Source organism: Micromonospora sp. LOL_014, from assembly GCF_048060245.1.
GTDB lineage: Bacteria > Actinomycetota > Actinomycetes > Mycobacteriales > Micromonosporaceae > Micromonospora_E.
On record NZ_JBHMIP010000006.1, the window covers coordinates 147,963 to 165,519 of the forward strand.

Consider the following 17,557-nt stretch of genomic DNA (forward strand, 5'->3'; position numbering starts at 1 on the left):
AGGGCAGGACCGGTATCCCCAGACGCATTGAAATATCGCCGTTTGTCGATAGAGTTCGCATCGGGTACCTAGCAACGCCTGTCCGACAAGGCCGAACAACCTGTTTGTCGCCGCGCCGCCATCGGTCGGCGCGTACCCCCTGACGATGAGGACACGCACGATGAAGGCACTCCCGCTCCTGTCCCGGCTGCTGCTGGCCACCGGGCTCGCCGCCGCCAGCCTCGCGATGCCGGCCACCACGGCGCAGGCCGCACCGCCGTCCAGCACCGCCGACGAGATCGGCACCCTGGTGGTGAACGGCCGTCCGGCCACCGAAAACTACCCGTTCATGGTCTACACCTCCGGCTGCACCGGTTCACTAATCAAGTCGAACTGGGTGGTCACCGCCCGGCACTGCCCGACTCCGGCCTCGGTGCGGGTGGGCAGCGTCAACCGGACCAGCGGCGGCACGGTGGTCCGGGTGACCCGCGCGGTCAATCATCCACGGATCGACGTCAAGTTGATGCAGCTGGCCAGCTCGGTGACCTACGCTCCGGCACCGATCCCGACCACCTCCGGTGCGGTCGGCACCGCCACCCGGATCATCGGCTGGGGCCAGACCTGTGCTCCGCGTGGCTGTGGCTCGGCCCCGACCGTCGCCCACGAGCTGGACACCTCGATCGTCGCGGACAGTCGGTGTCGCCGTATCGACAGCGCGTACGAGATCTGTACCAACAACACCAACGGCAACGCCGGTGCCTGCTACGGGGACTCCGGTGGTCCGCAGGTTCGGAGGGTCTCCGGGCGGTGGTACCTGATCGGCGCCACCAGCCGCGCCGGTAACAACAACTCCACCTGTGCCACCGGCCCGTCGATCTACGGCGACCTGCCGTCGATCCGCTCCTGGATCGACACCCAGGTGGGTGGCCTGCCTGCCTGACCCGCACCAGCCTGAACCCCAACTTTCCGTGCGCCGCGCCGGTCCGCCGGTGCGGCGCACCCCTGCGATCACCCGGCGGGTGGAATATCTCACTGCGGTATCGGTTCGACTCGTAGCGATTCCGCTGAGTTTCCAGGCGGTAGCTTGCGGTACGTGGGTCGCCTTGTTGGTCGAACGAGGTGAATGCGGTCGGTGTCCGTCACGCGGCTCTGAGCTGCCGAGGCAAGATTTTTCAGCCGAGGTTGAACCCGGCCCATTGACCGAAAGTATGATGTCGGCGGGTTGAGGGACGCCTGCCAATTTTTCACTAACCGTGAGACTCCCTGGATGCAGGATCGGGCTGCTTGACAGCTCGGATAACCCGCTTTTAGCGTGGCTTCTCGTAAACGTGGTGCGAACTCGTTCCGGTAATGGAAGTGGGCGTTTGATGGCACCCGTTTGACCAGCTAGCAGAACACGGCTGCCCCACTGGACGACGCCTGTCAACCGCGCCGCCCTCGACGAGAAGGAGTAGGTAACCCCCATGTACAGGTCGGCACAACGGCGCAGTTCGACCCCGCGTGGCCGAAACCAGCGCACTGTCAGTGGCCGCAACAAACGCATCATCGCTGTCCTCGGCACGGTCGCGGTGTTCGCGGGAATCGTCGCGGTCACCCAGGTCTCCTCTGCCAACGACCAGCTGCGTACCGCCACGGAGTGTGTCGCCCCGAGCCCTGGTTCGACGGCTGAAGGCGGCGTGACCACCACCGTGACTCGGGAGAACGGTCGCGAGGTACGGCACCACTGGGGTGACGGACAGACCACCCTCGAGGAGTGCGAGAGCGGCACCACCCTTGTCGCGGCTCCGACCATCGAGTGTCCGTCCGTGGCGGACAAACTGCCGGAGGTCCCCGCTGCGGCGCGCACCGAGGTGGAGCGCAACCTCGGCCTGCTGGAAGAGCAGATCGAAGAGGCCAACAACCGGCTCGCCGACAGCGTCGGCGAGGGCGGGCCGAACTTCATCAACAACGCTATCCTCGGCCCGCTGGCCAGTAAGCGGGTCGCCACCATGGACCGGATCGCGATCGCCATCGGCCGGGTCGCGCCGCAGCCGCGTGGGCTCGACGAACTGGCCACCTGCGAGCTCGTCAACCGTCCCGGCAACAACGACGGTGGCGGGGACAACGGCGACGACGACGGCAACAACGACGGCGTTGGGGACAACGGCGACGACGGCGACAACAACGACGGTGGCGGGGACAACGGCGACAACAACGACGGTGGCGGGGACAACGGCGACGACGGCGGCAACGACGGGCTGGAAATCCTGGCCAACAGCTGTGACGACAGTAACTTGGACGACCACGACGGTTTCCAGGTCGGCAACCGGTGTATCGACACGCAGTTCGGTGAGGTTGGCGCGGCAGCCAACAACCCGTCGCTGCTGATCACTGAGTTCCCGGACGAGGTTGGCGTGGAAGAGCCGTTCACCATCCAGGTCAGCACCCGTAACCTGGTTCGGGACCGCTTCCTCCCGGCGGCTCAGGGTGGCTACTACGTCGAGAGCTCGCTGCTTGACGAGCAGGGCCTAACCCGTGGTCACTTCCACACCGCGTGCCGGATGCTGCAGTCGACCGAGGTCGCGCCAGACCCGGCTCCGGCACCGGAGTTCTTCGTGGCGACCGAGGATGGCGGTGGTGGTCGTGAGCCGGACCAGATCACCATTCAGGTTTCAGGCATGCCGCAGTCCGGCACCGCGCAGTGCTCGGTCTGGGCCGGCGACGGTTCGCACCGGCTGCCGATGTCGGAGCGGGCCAACCAGACTCCGGCCTTCGACTCGGTCCGGATCACCGTGAACTGACCAGTTCCATAGCTCAACTATCTGCGGGCCCGGACTCTGACGAGTCCGGGCCCGCAGCCTTTCCGGTCGCGCGCGGTTCTGGGCTGATCAACAGAACCGGCCGGTCAGGAGAGGATTGCCAGGTGGAAGCCGCGGTCGGCCAGCACTCCGGCGCTGGCGAAGGTCTGGATGAACACCCCGTTGGGGATACCGGCCCGACCCACGACGGTAATCTCACCCGGGGCCGACGCGCCGAGGCTGCCGGACAGGCCGATGCTGCCGACGTAGGCCGATCCGGTCAGGTTGTGGCTGAAGACCACCTGGTAGGTGCCGGTGGCGAGACGGGTTGCGGATACTGCGCCGAAACCGCGGGCCAAAGTGCCGTTGGAGTTGACGACCGCGAAGAAGCTCTGGGCGGTCGGCGGCATCCCGGACGTGGTGGCGGGGACCAGCGCGATGCTGGCCTGCTCCCGTTCGGTCTTGGACACCGGCGGCTGTTCGGTGATGCCGGCGTCACGTTCCGCGCTGAATGATTCGGACATGGTGGGACTCCTCGCAAACTGGCATTCCGCAGTGTGGACGCGAGATGCCGAAAGGGATGGAACCGGTGCCGTCCGCCGGGCCCGAGCAGAACGGCAAGTGATTTGAAGTCTATGTTTGACAGCGGAGTGTAACTAGAGCCTGATGATGTCCAATCGAGGACAGGGCGCCGCTTCGGTCAGCCGGACTGCCCGGGGCCTGTGGCGAGCCGCCGTTCGAGCAGGGTGGCGAGCGGGATGGACTCGCCGTCGCGACCGCCGGCACCGATCACCAGCCGTGGCTCCATGGGAGAGACGCGTATGCCGGTCAACCTGGACCGCAGGCTGGCCGGGACGGTCAACAGGTAGAGGTTCCCGTCCGTACCGACGGCCAGGGCGCGGTCCGATTTCAGGTACCAGCCGTGCAGCCCGGTCCGGTACCGGCCCCGGCCGTGGTGTGGCTGGGCGGACAGGTGCTGCGCGGCGATTCCGTGACGCCGGGCGGTCGCGACGAACTCAGCGAGCAGATCCGCGGCCTGCTGGGCCTCGTTGGCCCGACGGCGCTGCTGGTCGGCCGCATGGGCGGCGATTGCCTGCCGGCGCTGCCGCGCCCAGTCCTGCTGGTCCCGTTGCCCCACCTGACCAGCCTACTGTCGGTGCCGCCGTCCGGTGCGCTCGTACCGCCGCCGAGCGTCGCCGGACGGGTCGGTGGTGCGGGTTTTCTTTGTTTGCCAACCAAACTATTGACACCTTGTCGCGGTGTGTGTGAGCGTCTGGGCATCGGCCGGTTGCGGGAGTCGGCAAGCCGGAAGTGGGGCCTGGGCACCCCCGGCAAACCCGACGCAGCATTCGTCTGCCTGTGCAGAGAGGAAGCCCGTTACATGCGCAGAACCCTTGCCGGCACACTCGCGGCGGTGGTGCTCGCCGGCGTCGCGGCCGTCGCCACCCAGGTGATGGCCGATGGAGCCGCCTCGCCCGCCCGCGCCGTCGCCGCTGACCCGTACTCCTGGCGCAACGTCCGAATCGACGGCGGCGGCTTCGTGCCGGGCATCGTCTTCAACGAGACCGAACCTGACCTCATCTACGCCCGGACCGACATCGGCGGGGCCTACCGCTGGAGCCAGGCCGACCAGTCGTGGACCCCGCTGCTGGACTGGGTGGGCTGGGATCGTTGGGGCTGGAACGGTGTGCTCAGCCTGGCCACCGATCCGGTGCAGACCAACCGGCTTTACGCGGCGGTCGGCATGTACACCAACGACTGGGACCCGAACAACGGCGCGATCCTGCGCTCCACCGACCGAGGCGACACCTGGCAGGCGACCGAGTTGCCGTTCAAGGTCGGCGGCAACATGCCCGGCCGGGGCATGGGGGAGCGGCTGGCAGTCGACCCGAACGACAACCGCGTCGTCTACTTCGGCGCCGAGAACGGCAACGGCCTGTGGCGCAGCACCGACCACGGCCAGACCTGGGCCGAGGTGACCAGCTTCCCGAACCCCGGCAACTGGGCCGAGGATCCGGCCGACCCGAACGGGTACCTCGACCACCAGCCGGGGGTGGTCTGGGTGACCTTTGACGAGTCGACGGGCAGCGCCGGCAGCCGTACGCCGCACATTTACGTCGGGGTGGCGGACCTGCAGAACACGGTTTACCGCAGCACCGACGCCGGGGTGACCTGGCAGCGGCTCGCCGGTCAGCCAACCGGCTTCATTGCCCACCAGGGCAAGATCGACCATGCGACCGGCACCCTCTACATCGCCACCAGTGACAACGGCGGTCCCTACGCCGGCGACCACGGCGACGTCTGGAAGTACGCCACCGCGACTGGCGAGTGGATCCGGATCAGCCCGACGCCGTCGGACGACACCGCGAACAACTGGTACGGCTACTCCGGATTGAGCGTGGACCGGAGCAACCCGGGCACGGTGATGGTGACCGGCTACAGCTCGTGGTGGCCGGACACGTTCATCTACCGCAGCACCGATGGCGGCGCTTCTTGGACGTCGTTCTACGACATCACCTACCCGAACCGAACCGACCACTACACCATGGACATCAGCGGCTCGCCGTGGCTTTCCTGGGGGGCTAACCCGCAGCCGCCGGAGGTCACCCCGAAGCTCGGCTGGATGACCGAGGCCCTGGCGATCGACCCGCACGACCCGGACCGGTTCATGTACGGCACCGGTGCCACCATCTACGGCTCGACCAACCTCACCGCGCTGGACGACGGCGGCACGGTCGCCATCCGTACCATGGTCGAGGGCCTGGAGGAGACTGCGGTGCTCGACCTGGTCAGCCCGCCGACCGGCGACGCCTTCCTGATCTCCGGGCTCGGCGACATCGGTGGCTTCCGGCACACCGACCCGGACACCGTGCCCGCGATGATGCATGACCAGCCCAACCTCTCCGGCAACACCAGCATCGACTACGCCGAGCTGAACCCGCAGCAGATGGTCCGGGTCGGCAACGGCGACTCCGGTGTCAGCCACATCGCCTACTCGTACAGCTCCGGGGCCAACTGGTATGCCGGCAGCGAGCCTGCTGGCGTCACCTCCGGCGGTACGGTCGCCGTTGCGGCCGACGGTGGCGCGGTGGTGTGGAGTCCCGGCGGGGTCGGCGTGCACCATGCGACCAGCTTCGGCGGCGGGTTCAGCCCGTCCACCGGGGTGCCTGCCGGGGCGCGCGTGGAGGCCGATCGGGTGGACGGCGAGACGTTCTACGCCTACGCGGACGGGCAGTTCTATGTGAGCACCGACGGGGGTCGAAGCTTCGTCGTTTCGGCGGCCACCGGTCTGCCGGCCGAGCAGGGCCGGTTCGCTACGGTCGCCGGCCACGAAGGTCACATCTGGCTGGCCGGCGACTCCGGCCTGTTCCGTTCCACCGACTCCGGTGCCACGTTCAGCCGGGTGGCTGGCGTCGCTGCTGGCCGCAACGTCGGGTTCGGCAAGGCCGCACCCGGGGCCGGTTACCACGCCGTCTTCCTGGTCGGCACGATCGACGGGGTCACCGGGGTGTTCCGCTCCGACGATACCGGTGACAGCTGGGTACGGATCAACGACGACCAGCATCAGTACGGCAACATGGGCGACGCGATCACCGGCGATCCCCGAGTGTACGGCCGGGTGTACCTCGGCACCAACGGCCGCGGCATTCTGATGGCGGACCGGCTCGGTGCGCCGCCGTCACCGACCGTCGGCCCGACCCCGTCCGGCAGCCCGTCGGCCAGTCCGAGCCCGTCGGTGAGTCCCACGGCGAGTCCGAGTGGCAGCCCCACCCCCGGTCCGACCACCCCGCCGCCGAGCGGATGCACGGCGGTCTACCAGGTGGTCGGCTCCTGGCAGGGCGGCTTCCAGGGTGAGGTCCGGGTGACCAACACTGGCAGCACCGGGATCACCGGCTGGTCGGTGACCTGGACTTTTCCCGACGGTCAGCGGATCACCCAGCTCTGGGGCGGGCAGCACGCGCAGAGCGGTGACGATGTCACAGTTCAAAACGCGTCGTGGAACGGTGACCTTGGTCCCGGGGCCAGTACCACGCTGGGTTTCCTGGCCAACTGGACAGCTGGTAACGGAGTTCCAGCGGTCGTGAGCTGCGCAGCGGCCTGAGCCAGGTGGCGGGTCCATGACCAGGGGGGGCGGCGTCGACCTCGGTCGACGCCGCCCCCAGCGGTCATGCTGCGGTCGGGGCCGATCACCCTCGCGGGGCGCTGCCGGTCGGCTCGTCCACGTCGACGAACTCGATTCGCGCCTCGTCAAACCGCTCGCCGGGCCGGAGCACCGACCGGGTCATCGCCCCGGCCAGCCAGCCGAGGGCCACCCCGGCCGCCGCCGCACCGGCGAGCCACGCCCACGGCATGGCCAGACGACGGCCAGCGAGCGCGTCGACGGCAGCTCGCGCCCGGTGCCGTGCCTCCGCGCTGGCCGGGCCCATCCGCGATCCGGTCTCGGTGGCGAGGCTCGAGGTGTGCCGGCGGGCCAGGCGAGCGGCGTCGCCGGCGGAGTCGACCGCCGAGACCAGATGCGCCCAGGCCTGGTCGGTGACGCGTTGCGGCTTGCGGCGGCGCTCCATCAGATTGGTCGCGAACATGCTGCTACCTCCTCCAGCGCCACGGATGCCGGTAGCGCCCGGCGGCCGTGGCGCGCTGCGGTTGCCTCCACGTGCCCAGCCCTGGTCGGCGGCAAACCCCCTCGTCGGCGCGCCGTTACGGCTGTCTTCTGTCGTATCGGGCCGCTACTGTTGGGACGACAGCCGGCTCGGAGCCGGAGGCCGGTGGGGCACCAGAGGTTCGTGGTGAGCACTCAGGCGCTCCAAGCCTCTACGGATCGTGCCTGGGTGTCCGTGCCGTAGCTCAGCGCGCAGGGGGCTATGATGCGGGATGTCTGATTGTTAGCGATTATTGTGCCCGTCGGATGCGGATCCGGCCCGGCGGAAGCTGGCGGCGACGCCCGTACCGGAATACTCTCGGTCGCGGCCCGCGTACTGACGAGACGCCCGGATGGGCGAGTGGAGGTGCTCGCGTGAGCCTGTCGGTTGTCACATCGACCCTGCCTGGCGCAGTGGTCGAGATTTCACCACAGGGTGAGATCGACGTGGATACCGCGCATGAGGTGCGTGAAGCGGTGCAGGCGGTGCTGACCAACGGCCGTCCGACCCGGATCCAGCTGAACATGCGGCTGGTGACGTTTATCGACTCGGTGGGCATCAGCGCGATGGTCGCCGGTTTTCAGGCGGCCGAGGTGAGCGGCATCAAGCTGGTGGTGACCGAGCCGAGTCGGTTCGTGCACCGTCAGTTGTGGGTGACCGGGCTGCTCGGCCTGTTCGGCGCGCCTGAGCCGTATGTCGGCGACAGCGCTGAGCGCGAGGTGCCGCTCTCCTGAACTCGCGGCGGTCGGTGGCGTCCGGCCGCAGCTCGAACGGCTGATTAGGGCCGTGTTAACACCCGGCGGTAGATCTTGTCGGTAGCGCTGTCCTGCCGGAAAATGGTCCATCGTGACATGGTTGCTGGTGGGTACCACCATTCTCCGGCGCTATGTCCTTCTTCGTCCGATCGGTCGGGGTGGGGTATCGGTCGTCTACCAGGCGATCGACGTCCACTCGGCCCGACCGTTCGCGATCAAGTTGCTGGCACCGGCCGCCGCCGACGACCGACGGGCCAGGGACGACATCCGCCGGGAGGCGTCGATCACCCAGCGGTTGCGGCATCCAAGTGTGCCCCGCGTCTACGACGTCGGCGAACTGCCGCTACCCGGGGGCGGCACGTCGTCGTATGTCGTCATGGAGCTGATCTGCGGCGAGTCGCTGGCTGACCGGCTGACCGGCGGTCCGTTGCCGTGGCCGACCGCAGTGCGCACGGCGGGCACCGCCGCAGACGTCCTGGCAGTGGCCCACCGGCGGGGCGTGGTGCACCGGGATCTCACCGCCGGCAACGTGATGTTGACCCGGTCCGGCGCTAAGATCATCGACTTCGGGCTGGCTCGGTTGGCGGGCCCGCCGGTGGCCGGCCGGTCGGCCGGCACGGTGGCTGGCTCCGGTCGACCGGGCGACGACGTCTACTCCCTCGGCGTCTTGCTCTACCACATGCTGACCGGGCGGTTGCCGTACCCGGGGGTCAGCCCGGGGTCGCCGGTGACCGGTGTGCGGACAGGGGCCCTGGCTCCCACTCCGGTGCTGGCGGTCGCCGGGTTGCCGCATCCCGTGGCCGATCTCTGCCGGGCCTGCATGAGCAAGCGTCCGGAGAACCGACCGACCAGCGTCGAGGCGGCGTTCGCGCTCTGGGACCTGCTCGGCGACAGCGACAGCGGCGTCGGCCCAGATAGCGGCAGCGGCGTCGCCAGGGCGAGTCACGACGTTCTGCCCTGGATCTGGTAATTATCGGTCATGCTGGGGGATTGTGCAATATGTAGCAGATGTCCGGGAAGTGGCTCCGCCGTCGCGGCACGTCCGGCATCGTCAACGGCGAGGACCCTTTCCCGGCGCCCCGCGTCGGGAAAGGGTTCCTCCTTCGGCACCGGTCGGAGGTGCTGGTCGGATCAGCCGATCCGGAACGGCACCCGCAGGGTCGACGGACCGGCGTCGGCGTTCGCCACGTCAACCCGAACCGTGGTCGGTGCGTTGCCGATCGCATTCCACAACTCCAGCCGGACGCACCCGTTGCTCATCGCCCGGAACTCACCCGAGGCGGATTTCAGTCCGGCGCCCTGCCGGTAGGACTCCGTGCCGGGCACCGGGTCGGTGGCGAAGTAATGGTAGGTCTCCGTACGGCCGTAGCTGCCGGAGCCGGTGAAGTCGTACGACACCCGGGCCTGGATGCCCGCACCGACCGAGGTGCCTGCGTCCACCTGGAGGTCGAACGTGCTGGCCACCGACCGGTACGCACCGGTCAACCCGCAGGCCCGGAAGGTGACCGGACTGTGCGGCGTACCGTCGTGGTTCGCCCCGCCGGCCGACGGCACCGTGACCGTCGTCGCGTTCGTTCCGGCGGTGTTGCTCAGCACCCCGGCGGACCGCAGATGGAACAGGTCCGAGGTGACCGGCGGGGTGGTCGGATCCGGCGTGGGCGAGGTCGGCGGCGTGGGGGACAGGCTCGGTGACGGGTTCGGGGTGGTCGGGGCACCGGTAGCGTTGCCGCCGCTCCAGGTATGCGCCCCGGTGGTGGCGGTCCGGCCGGCCGGTACGGTCATCCGGGTGCCGTCGGAGAAGGTGACCGTGACCGGCGATGCGCTGATGTTGCTCGCCACATAGGTGCGGGCACCGTTGCGGTTGAACACCGCGTACAGGGCAGTGTTCGCGGTGACGCCGGTGTCGACCCGGCCCAACGCTGCCAGGTTGCGTACCCAGTGGAAGGTGTGCGCCCGGCTCTCGCCCTCTTCGACCGGGTAGTTGGGGTTCGCCCGCAGGTCGGTCAGGGCGCCGTTGGCGTCGCCCAGCGCCTGGAACGACCAGAGGATGTCCTGCCAGACCGTCGGCGGGCCGCCGTTGTTGGTGACCAGCGCGTTTCTGTTGGTGGCGATGTAGTCCGGCCGGTAGCCGAGATAGAGCGAGCCGCCGGTGACCGGCAACATGTTGATGCCCTGGATCATCTCCGGCTCGGCGCTGAACCAGGTGGCGTACGCTCCGCCGTCGCCCCAGACCATCCCGACCGACCGGTGGCCGAAGGAGGCCGGGAAGTTGGTGTCCGAGGAGTCGAACCAGTATTCCTGGATGGCCGCCGACTGGGTGGTGTAGATGTACAGCCCGGCGTCGCGGATCGCGGTGTTGCCGGTCGCCAGTCCCCACTGGATCAGGGCGTTGGCGAAGTTCATCCCCTCCGAGGACGACTCCTGGTTGTTGCCGGCGAAAAACGCTCCGTGCCCGGCGGCCCAGTCGTGGCCGGCGTAGATGTCGAAGTCGCGCAGGAACGGGAACATCGGGTCGTTGCGGTCCCAGCTGTTGGCGTCGCGGATCAGCAGGTCGACCATGCCGCCGTACTGGCTGGTCGACGCCCAGGTGGGGTCGAACTTGGCCAGCGTCGCGGCGGCGGCGATGTAGTAGCCGTAGTGGAAGTGGTGGTCGTTGAGGTCGGTGTCGGAGCCGTACGAGGCGGGGTAGCCGACCAGGGTGCCCCACGCCTGGTCGTAAAAGAACACCCGTTGCGTCTTGCCTGGACTGACGGTGAACCAGTCGGTCAGCCGGTTTCGGATGGCGGTGAGCAGATGGTCGCGTTGGGCGGTGCGGCCGAGCTGATCGGCGATCTCCGCCAGCCGGGCGGCCCGGCCGAGCGCCTTGCCGGTCCAGTAGGTGTCGTTGTCGAAGCCGGCGAGCGGGTCGCCGGACGCGGCCTGGTCCAGGTGTGCGGTGAGCGTGGCGAGGTCGGCCCCGACGCTGGTGGCCACCGCCGGCACCTCCGGCAGTACGCCGTGGAAGCGCATCGCGGTCCGGAACGACGTCGCACCGACCAGGTTGCGCATCGGGCCGCGGGCCGACACGTACGTCTCGGCGATCGGGCTGCCGCCGTCGAGGTGCTTCCACTGGTGGGGGTAGAGGGAGACGACCGTGCCGGTGGCGGAGCCCTCCCGGGCCGTGGTGGTGAAGCTGTAGGTGGCGTCGACAGTGCTGCCGGCCTGGTCGTAACTCCAGCTGACCCGGGTGCCGGTGACGTGAGCGTGGGCGTACCGACCGTAGCTGTCCATCAGCGCGGTGCGCCGGGCGGCGCTGGTGCCGGCGCCGGTCGGCAGCAGCGCGACGGAGAAGTAGCTGCGGCCGGCGAGGGTGGAGCTGATGGTGGTCCCGTTGACGGACCAGGTCGCTCCGCTGGGGGCGTAGGCGACGTAGTCGTGGCCGCGCATGGAGAAGCCGACCCGGGTGCCGCTGTGGTGCCAGACCGTCGGGGTGCCGGGGAACGATAGCTCGGCGTTGCCGCCGGTGACCTGGGCGTATACGAACGGCAGGCCGTGGCCGACGGTCGCGCGCAGGGTACGGGTGCCGTCGGACCAGTACGGGCTGACCGTCCAGTCGGTCCAGCCGTCGACCTTGACGTCCGGGGCGTTGAGTCCGGCGACGCCGAGGGTGAACTCCCGGGTGTACGGGTAGTGGTATTCGCCGACGCCGGTCGATGTGCCGGAGATCGCCGCCTCGGTGGTGTAGGAGACGCCGAGCCCGCCAGCGGTCGGCTGGAACGACATCGGGTGGGCGTGCAGCGGGTCGGAGTAGGCACAGTTGTACCGCTTGAACAACAGCGACGACCACCAGTCGTTGGTCGGCACCGCGCCAGCCGGGGCGCTGCCCGTGACGTACTGCCGGGGGTTGGCGGAGATGCTGCCGCAGGCGGTCGGGGCGGCCGCGCCCGCCGGACGGGTGGTGGTGTAGCTGCCGGCGCCGACGATGGCGGCGTCGGCGGTGCGCAGTACGCCGAAGATCAGTCCGGTGGCGGCCAGCGCCGTCACGGTGGTGGCTGCCAGGATCCGGCGCGGCGTACGACCTGTTCGCGCGCCACGGATCGACAGGTTCATGGTGCCTCCGGGTTGGGTAGGGCGCGGTCCACGATCGCGAAAATTTTCACGACCATTAATGAGTTATTGCCAGGAGGTCACCAGACATGCGGGCTTCTGTCAATATCCCGACATGAAGTTTCGTGCATCCGGCACGGGGTCGTCGCGGTCTGTTGACAGCCGTACCGCTGCTGCTATATATCTAACTGTGAGAGCGCTCTCTCAGTCGCGCGAGCTGCAATGTGCCCAGCGTGAGCCGGGTGTGACTGCGTGGTGGTAGAGCGCTCTCGCATAGTTGCCGGTGGCCGTCGGTCGTTATGCCGATCGGTCTGCCGATGCTGCGCAAATAACTCCGTATGCTGATTCCGTCGCGAATAGAAAATGGGGGCGGTCGGCCGCCGACGTGGCCGTCCGCCCCCATGCGCGCGACGTCAGTACACCGACAGGTGCACGTGGTTGGTGTGGTCGCTGGACGGGTCGCCACCCGCACCGCTGTACGTCTTCCAGCCGCTGCTGGGCAGCCAGATCCGCTTGTACCAGATCACGTAGAGCACACCGAGCCGGTCGGCGTTGTTGATGTAGTAGTTCGCGAGGTTGTCGCCGTAGCTCTTGTCACCGCCGGTCGCCACTCCACCGAAGCCGTTGGGCTGGGCGGCGAAGTCACACGCCCGGCCCTTGGGGTGCTCGCCGGAGCTGCCGTTGCGGAAGCAGGACACGTAGCGGGTGAAGCCGGCAGCCTTCGCCTGGTTCAGGGCGTGCAGCGTACGGGGCGTGATGCAGCCGGAGGTGGTGGGGTCGTCGACGTTGCACGACTCGGCCGGCCAGGAACCGTTCGCGTTGCGCGGAGCCGGGGTCGCCGACGCGTTGGACGACCCGGATCCCGACGACCCGGATCCCGACGACCCGGATCCCGACGACCCGGATCCCGACGACCCGGAGCCGGAGGAACCGGATCCCGACGACCCGGAGCCGGAGGAACCGCTGGCGGCGGCCGCCCGTTCGGCCTCCTCCGCCGCCTGCTGCCTCGCCTGTTCCTCCGCCTGCTTCTCGGCGGCGACCGCGACGGCCAGTGCCCGCTCCGCCTGGTTCCGGCGCTGGTCCATGATGGTGACCTGCTTCTGCTGCTCCCGGATCTCATGCTCGATCGCGGCCTTGGACCTGGTCACCTGGTCACGGGTACGGTACAGCTCGCGGAGCTGCTTCTCCTCGTTGGCGGTCACCGCGCTCAGCGCCGCCGCCCGGTCGATGAACCCTTCCGGCGAGGTGCTGTTGAGTAGCGCGGAGACCGGGCCGAGCCGGCCGTTGCGGTACGCGCGGTCGACGATGTGCCCGACGTTCCTGTTCCGTTGCTCCAGTTCAGCACCGACCGTGTCGAGCTGCTCGGACAGCTTCTTCTGCCGGTCCTTCGAATGGTTGAGCGCCGCCTTGGCGTCGATCCAGCCCTTCGAGGCCGCATCGAGCTCCTTGCGCAGGCTGTCGGTGCCTCCCTCGTTGTCGACCCGGTCGGGCCGGTTGGCGGGCAGGGCGGCTCCGGCCGGCGAGCCGGTCGGGGTGCCGGTGACGGCCATCAGGGCGGCGGTCAACGCCGCCAATAACGTGAATCGGGTTTTTCTGTGGACTGTGCGCGACACTGTGCATTCCTTCCGTCAGCCGCCGACCGGGTTAGCTGACGGGTTCGGGACGGAAGATCCCTACCGCGTGACGCGGATGCACCCCAGGTACGTGGTTCCCCGGCTCGCCGTACGGCGATTAGGCGACGGCCTCCGCGGGCGCCGGAGGGGCGCCGCCCGAGCGGAGACCGGGGCCGAGACTACCGGCTCCCCGGGTCGTCGTCCCGGTATCGATAGCCATGTTATGTCTGGAAAAATCAGAAATATACGTATATCGTGGCTGTGACCGTCGCGGTAAGGTCACGAAACTTAAGCATCTGCTAATCACCAGTCGGCCGGTCCGCAGGAGTCGGCGGGGGCCAGCGGCTCGATCTGCAGCGTCGCGTGCTCGATACCGAACTCGTCGTGCAGGGCCGTCCGGGCGTCCCGCAGCACCGTGCCGATATCGGCCGACGGGGTCACGGCCAGGTGTGCCGAGGCCACCTCCATGCCCGGGGTGAGCGTCCAGACGTGGAGGTCGTGCACGTCGCAGACGCCCGGCACGATGGCCAGCCGGCGGTGGACCCGGGCGACCTCCACATGCTCCGGCGCCGCCTGCACCAGGATGCGCAGCGCGGCCCGGGCCAGCCGCCAGGTGCGTGGCAGGATGAACACCCCGACACCGACGGCGACCAGCGGGTCGGCGTACCACCAGCCGGTGGTGGCGATCACCGTGGCGGCCACCAGCACCCCCACCGAGCCGAGCAGGTCGCCGAGTACCTCCAGGTAGGCGCCCCGTACGTTGAGGCTCTCCCCGGCCCCCTGGCGCAGCAGGGCGAAGGCGACGATGTTGGCGAGCAGTCCGGCGACCGCCACCATCAGCATCGGGCCGACCGTCACCGGCTCTGGATCGGCGAACCGGCGGGCCGCCTCCACCAGGACGTAGAGCGCGACCCCGGCGAGCAGTACGGCGTTCGCCAGCGCGGCCAGCACCTCGAGGCGGTAGAGGCCGAAGGTTCGCTGCGGCTCCCCGGTCGGTCGCCGAGTCGCGGCTATCGCCGCGAGCGCCATGCCGATGCCGAGCACGTCGGTGAACATGTGCCCGGCGTCGGACAGCAGCGCCAGGGAGCCGGTGGCCAGCGCGGTGACCGCCTCGACGACCATGAAGCCCGCCAGCAGGGCGAAGGCGGCCCAGAGACGCCCGTAGTGTCGCTGGCCGGTGCTCCCGGCGCTGTGATCGTGTCCGACTCCCACGCCTGCCACCCTCCGTTGCCCGGCGTCTCGTCAGTAGACTAATGCTCACATAGCAATATGTGCAGTCGACTCCGGGTCGAGGTCGATGGTGACCAGCCGCTGCGTCGCCCGGGAGAGCGCGACGTAGAGCGTGCGCACCCCGGCCTCGGACTCGGCACGGATCTCCTCGCCGGCCACCAGCACCACCGCGTCGTACTCCATGCCCTTCGCCTGCAGGCTCGACACCACCTGTAGCCGGGAGGTCGTCAGCTCGCCGAGCCAGCCGGCGACCTCGTCCCGCCGGGCCACCGCGGCGATGACGCCGACCGTCCCCTCCACGGCGGCCAGCATCTCGGCGGTCGCGGTACGGACGGCAGCCGGCAGCACCGCCGCAGCTACCCGGTCCCGGCGCGGCGCCACCCCGGTCGATCGGACCGCCGTCGGCAACGGGGCGTCCGGAGCGACCTCGCGGATCACCTCGGCGGCCAGTTCGAAGATCTCCGCCGGGTTGCGGTAGTTCGTGGTCAGCTGGAACTCCCGCTGCGGCCGCCGCCCCAACGCCCGGTCCCGGGCCTGGGCGAGCTCGGCCGGATCTCCGGTCCACGCGGTCTGCGCCGGATCTCCGACCACTGTCCAGGAGGCGAGCCGGCCCCGGCGCCCGATCATCCGCCACTGCATCGGCGACACGTCCTGTGCCTCGTCGACCACCACGTGGGCGTACTCCCGGTAGTCGGCCGGCCGCTCCCGGGCGGCGGCACGGGCCGCCCGGTCCCGGTCGGCGAAGGTCGTCACCTCACGCACCCCGCCGGCCATCTGGAACGGATCCCGGTGCCGGCGGCGGGGCTGGGGTGGCCGGCCGAGCAGTTCGTCCAACTCGTCCAGCAGCGCCACGTCCGCGATCGTCAGCCCGTTGTCCGCCAGGTCACCGAACGAATCGGCCAGCACCGTGATCTCGGCCGGGTCGAGCACTCCCCGCGCGTACCGACGCAGCCGGTCCGGCCGAGCCAGCCAGCCCAGCACGTGTCGCGGCAGCAGCCGGGGCCACCAGGCCCGCAGGAAGTCCCGAAAATCGTCCCGGTCCGACAACTCGTCCTCGAACTCGGCCTGGCCGGGCAGCCGGGCCGGGGCCACCAACTGCCGGGCCTGCGCCCACAACGCCTCGAACAACCCGTCGATACCGGCCCGCCGGACCTCGTTGCGCCGTGCGCCCCGGGGCAGCGCGCGGGCTCGGATGCCGTCCAGCTCCGGGCCGCGCAGCCGCAGCAACTGCCCCCGGTAGAGCAGGCGTAGCTCGGTCGGCCCGTCCGGTACCGCGTCACGTACCGCCCGTTCCAGTACCCGCCGCATCCGTAGTGACCCCTTCAGCACGGCGACCGCCGCTGGATCCGTCCGGGTCGCCGACACTCCCGGTGGCAGCGACCCCAACGACCTCAGGGTGGCGCTCTCCTCGCCCAGGGCCGGCAGCACCGCGGCGATGTACTCGACGAAGACACCGGTCGGGCCGACGACCAGGATGCCGCCGCCAGCGAACCGGCTCCGGTCCGAATAGAGCAGGTACGCCGCCCGGTGCAGCGCGACCGCGGTCTTGCCGGTGCCAGGGCCGCCCGAGACGATCGTCACCCCGGTGGCGGGCGACCGGATCGCCTGGTCCTGCTCCTGCTGGATGGTGGCCACGATGTCGCGCATCCCACGTCCCTTGGCCTGGGCCAGGGTGGCCAGCAGCGCGCCGTCGCCGACCACCCGCATCCCGGCCGGCGCGGCCGCCGGATCGAGCAGATCGTCGGAGACGCCGGTGACCCGCTCGCCCCGGGACTGGATGGTGCGCCGCCGCACCACGCCCCGCGGTCGGGCCGGCGTCGCCTGGTAGAACGCGGCGGCGGCCGGGGCACGCCAGTCGATCAGCAGCGGCTCGGCCCGCTCGCCGCGCACGCCGAGCCGACCCACGTGCAACACCGCGCCGTCGCGTAGATCGAGCCGGCCGAACACCAGCCCTTCGTGCTCGGCGTCGAGCAGATGCCGCCGCCGGGCCGCGTGGAAGACCATCGCGTCGCGCTCCACCAGGGCGCCGACGTTGCCCACCCGGGCGAGGCGGTAGCCGTCCCGCTCGGCGCGTACCGCGTCCTGGCGTAGCTGCGCCAACCGGGCGTAGACCCGGTCGACGTGCCGCTGCTCGGCGGCGATTTCTTGGTCCAACGTGGTGGCGTCGGTCAACGCTGCGGCTCCTGGGCGAGGGCGGGCCGGCCGGGGCAGGGCGGCCGGTCCGTCGGCGGACGGTCACGGCGCCGGGCAGCGACGGCGGAGCGTGGTGACCCCGTCACGTGATCGGACCCGGCAGCCTAACGACGTTACCGTCCGCGCGCCAGCCCGGTGCCGGCTCCCGGGGCACCCGGCGACCGCGCTCCGCCCTGCCGAGCCCGGATGGGGTCGCCAGGTGCCGCACCTGGCCAGCACGCCGGCTCCGGGCACCTCGTAGAGCCGGACCAGCCGGGCGACCGGGCGCCAGTTCCGCAGCGCCC

General features: G+C 69.6%; 12 protein-coding genes and 1 riboswitch. Of the genes, 5 read left to right on the forward strand and 7 right to left on the reverse strand.

The genetic code is table 11. From position 1 onward, the window contains the following. The first annotated feature begins 160 nt into the window (after positions 1-160). Together ACFHW1_RS07690 and ACFHW1_RS07695 are read left to right on the forward strand one after the other, a co-directional pair. Positions 161-919 carry a S1 family peptidase gene (locus tag ACFHW1_RS07690; protein WP_416556293.1) on the forward strand — a complete coding sequence of 253 codons (759 nt, stop codon included), beginning with the start codon at positions 161-163 and terminating at the stop codon, positions 917-919. 523 nt (positions 920-1,442) lie between these two features. Further along, positions 1,443-2,759, forward strand: coding sequence for a hypothetical protein (locus ACFHW1_RS07695; protein ID WP_416556294.1), 1,317 nt, complete (start codon positions 1,443-1,445; stop codon positions 2,757-2,759). Positions 2,760-2,863: 104 nt separating this feature from the next. Here ACFHW1_RS07695 and ACFHW1_RS07700 read toward each other — a convergent pair whose 3' ends face one another. Both ACFHW1_RS07700 and ACFHW1_RS07705 read right to left on the reverse strand, forming a co-directional pair. Continuing rightward, positions 2,864-3,280 (reverse strand): hypothetical protein, encoded by a 417-nt coding sequence (locus tag ACFHW1_RS07700; protein WP_416556295.1) that lies wholly within the window; start codon positions 3,278-3,280, stop codon positions 2,864-2,866. Between the two features lie 176 nt (positions 3,281-3,456). After that, entirely contained in the window at positions 3,457-3,894 is a 438-nt protein-coding gene (locus tag ACFHW1_RS07705; protein WP_416556296.1) for a hypothetical protein, read from the reverse strand. Positions 3,895-4,137: 243 nt separating this feature from the next. Here ACFHW1_RS07705 and ACFHW1_RS07710 point away from each other — a divergent pair, with 243 nt between their 5' ends. Next, positions 4,138-6,858, forward strand: coding sequence for a cellulose binding domain-containing protein (locus ACFHW1_RS07710; RefSeq protein ID WP_416556297.1), 2,721 nt, complete (start codon positions 4,138-4,140; stop codon positions 6,856-6,858). Between the two features lie 85 nt (positions 6,859-6,943). On the opposite strand, the gene ACFHW1_RS07715 is transcribed toward ACFHW1_RS07710, so the two are convergent. Beyond that, positions 6,944-7,339 carry a hypothetical protein gene (locus ACFHW1_RS07715; protein WP_416556298.1) on the reverse strand — a complete coding sequence of 132 codons (396 nt, stop codon included), beginning with the start codon at positions 7,337-7,339 and terminating at the stop codon, positions 6,944-6,946. Positions 7,340-7,770: 431 nt separating this feature from the next. Between ACFHW1_RS07715 and ACFHW1_RS07720 the strand changes: the two genes are divergently transcribed. Further along, positions 7,771-8,130 carry an STAS domain-containing protein gene (locus tag ACFHW1_RS07720; protein ID WP_278170530.1) on the forward strand — a complete coding sequence of 120 codons (360 nt, stop codon included), beginning with the start codon at positions 7,771-7,773 and terminating at the stop codon, positions 8,128-8,130. A 112-nt stretch (positions 8,131-8,242) separates the two neighbouring features. Beyond that, the gene (locus ACFHW1_RS07725) at positions 8,243-9,121 is read left to right on the forward strand and encodes a serine/threonine-protein kinase (RefSeq protein ID WP_416615137.1); all 879 of its coding nucleotides are present in this window, start codon (positions 8,243-8,245) and stop codon (positions 9,119-9,121) included. Positions 9,122-9,282: 161 nt separating this feature from the next. Here the strand turns inward: ACFHW1_RS07725 and ACFHW1_RS07730 are convergent, their stop codons facing one another. From ACFHW1_RS07730 to ACFHW1_RS07745, 4 genes are all read right to left on the reverse strand, one after another. Continuing rightward, the gene (locus ACFHW1_RS07730) at positions 9,283-12,240 is read right to left on the reverse strand and encodes a glycosyl hydrolase (RefSeq protein WP_416567514.1); all 2,958 of its coding nucleotides are present in this window, start codon (positions 12,238-12,240) and stop codon (positions 9,283-9,285) included. A 410-nt stretch (positions 12,241-12,650) separates the two neighbouring features. After that, positions 12,651-13,850 (reverse strand): coiled-coil domain-containing protein, encoded by a 1,200-nt coding sequence (locus ACFHW1_RS07735; RefSeq protein WP_416615139.1) that lies wholly within the window; start codon positions 13,848-13,850, stop codon positions 12,651-12,653. A gap of 4 nt (positions 13,851-13,854) precedes the next feature. Further along, positions 13,855-13,985: riboswitch (cyclic di-AMP (ydaO/yuaA leader) on the reverse strand. A gap of 168 nt (positions 13,986-14,153) precedes the next feature. Further along, positions 14,154-15,062 (reverse strand): cation diffusion facilitator family transporter, encoded by a 909-nt coding sequence (locus ACFHW1_RS07740; protein ID WP_416556301.1) that lies wholly within the window; start codon positions 15,060-15,062, stop codon positions 14,154-14,156. A 45-nt stretch (positions 15,063-15,107) separates the two neighbouring features. Beyond that, positions 15,108-17,252, reverse strand: a complete 2,145-nt coding sequence (locus tag ACFHW1_RS07745; RefSeq protein WP_416556302.1) for a HelD family protein — start codon at positions 17,250-17,252, stop codon at positions 15,108-15,110. Positions 17,253-17,557: the final 305 nt, after the last annotated feature.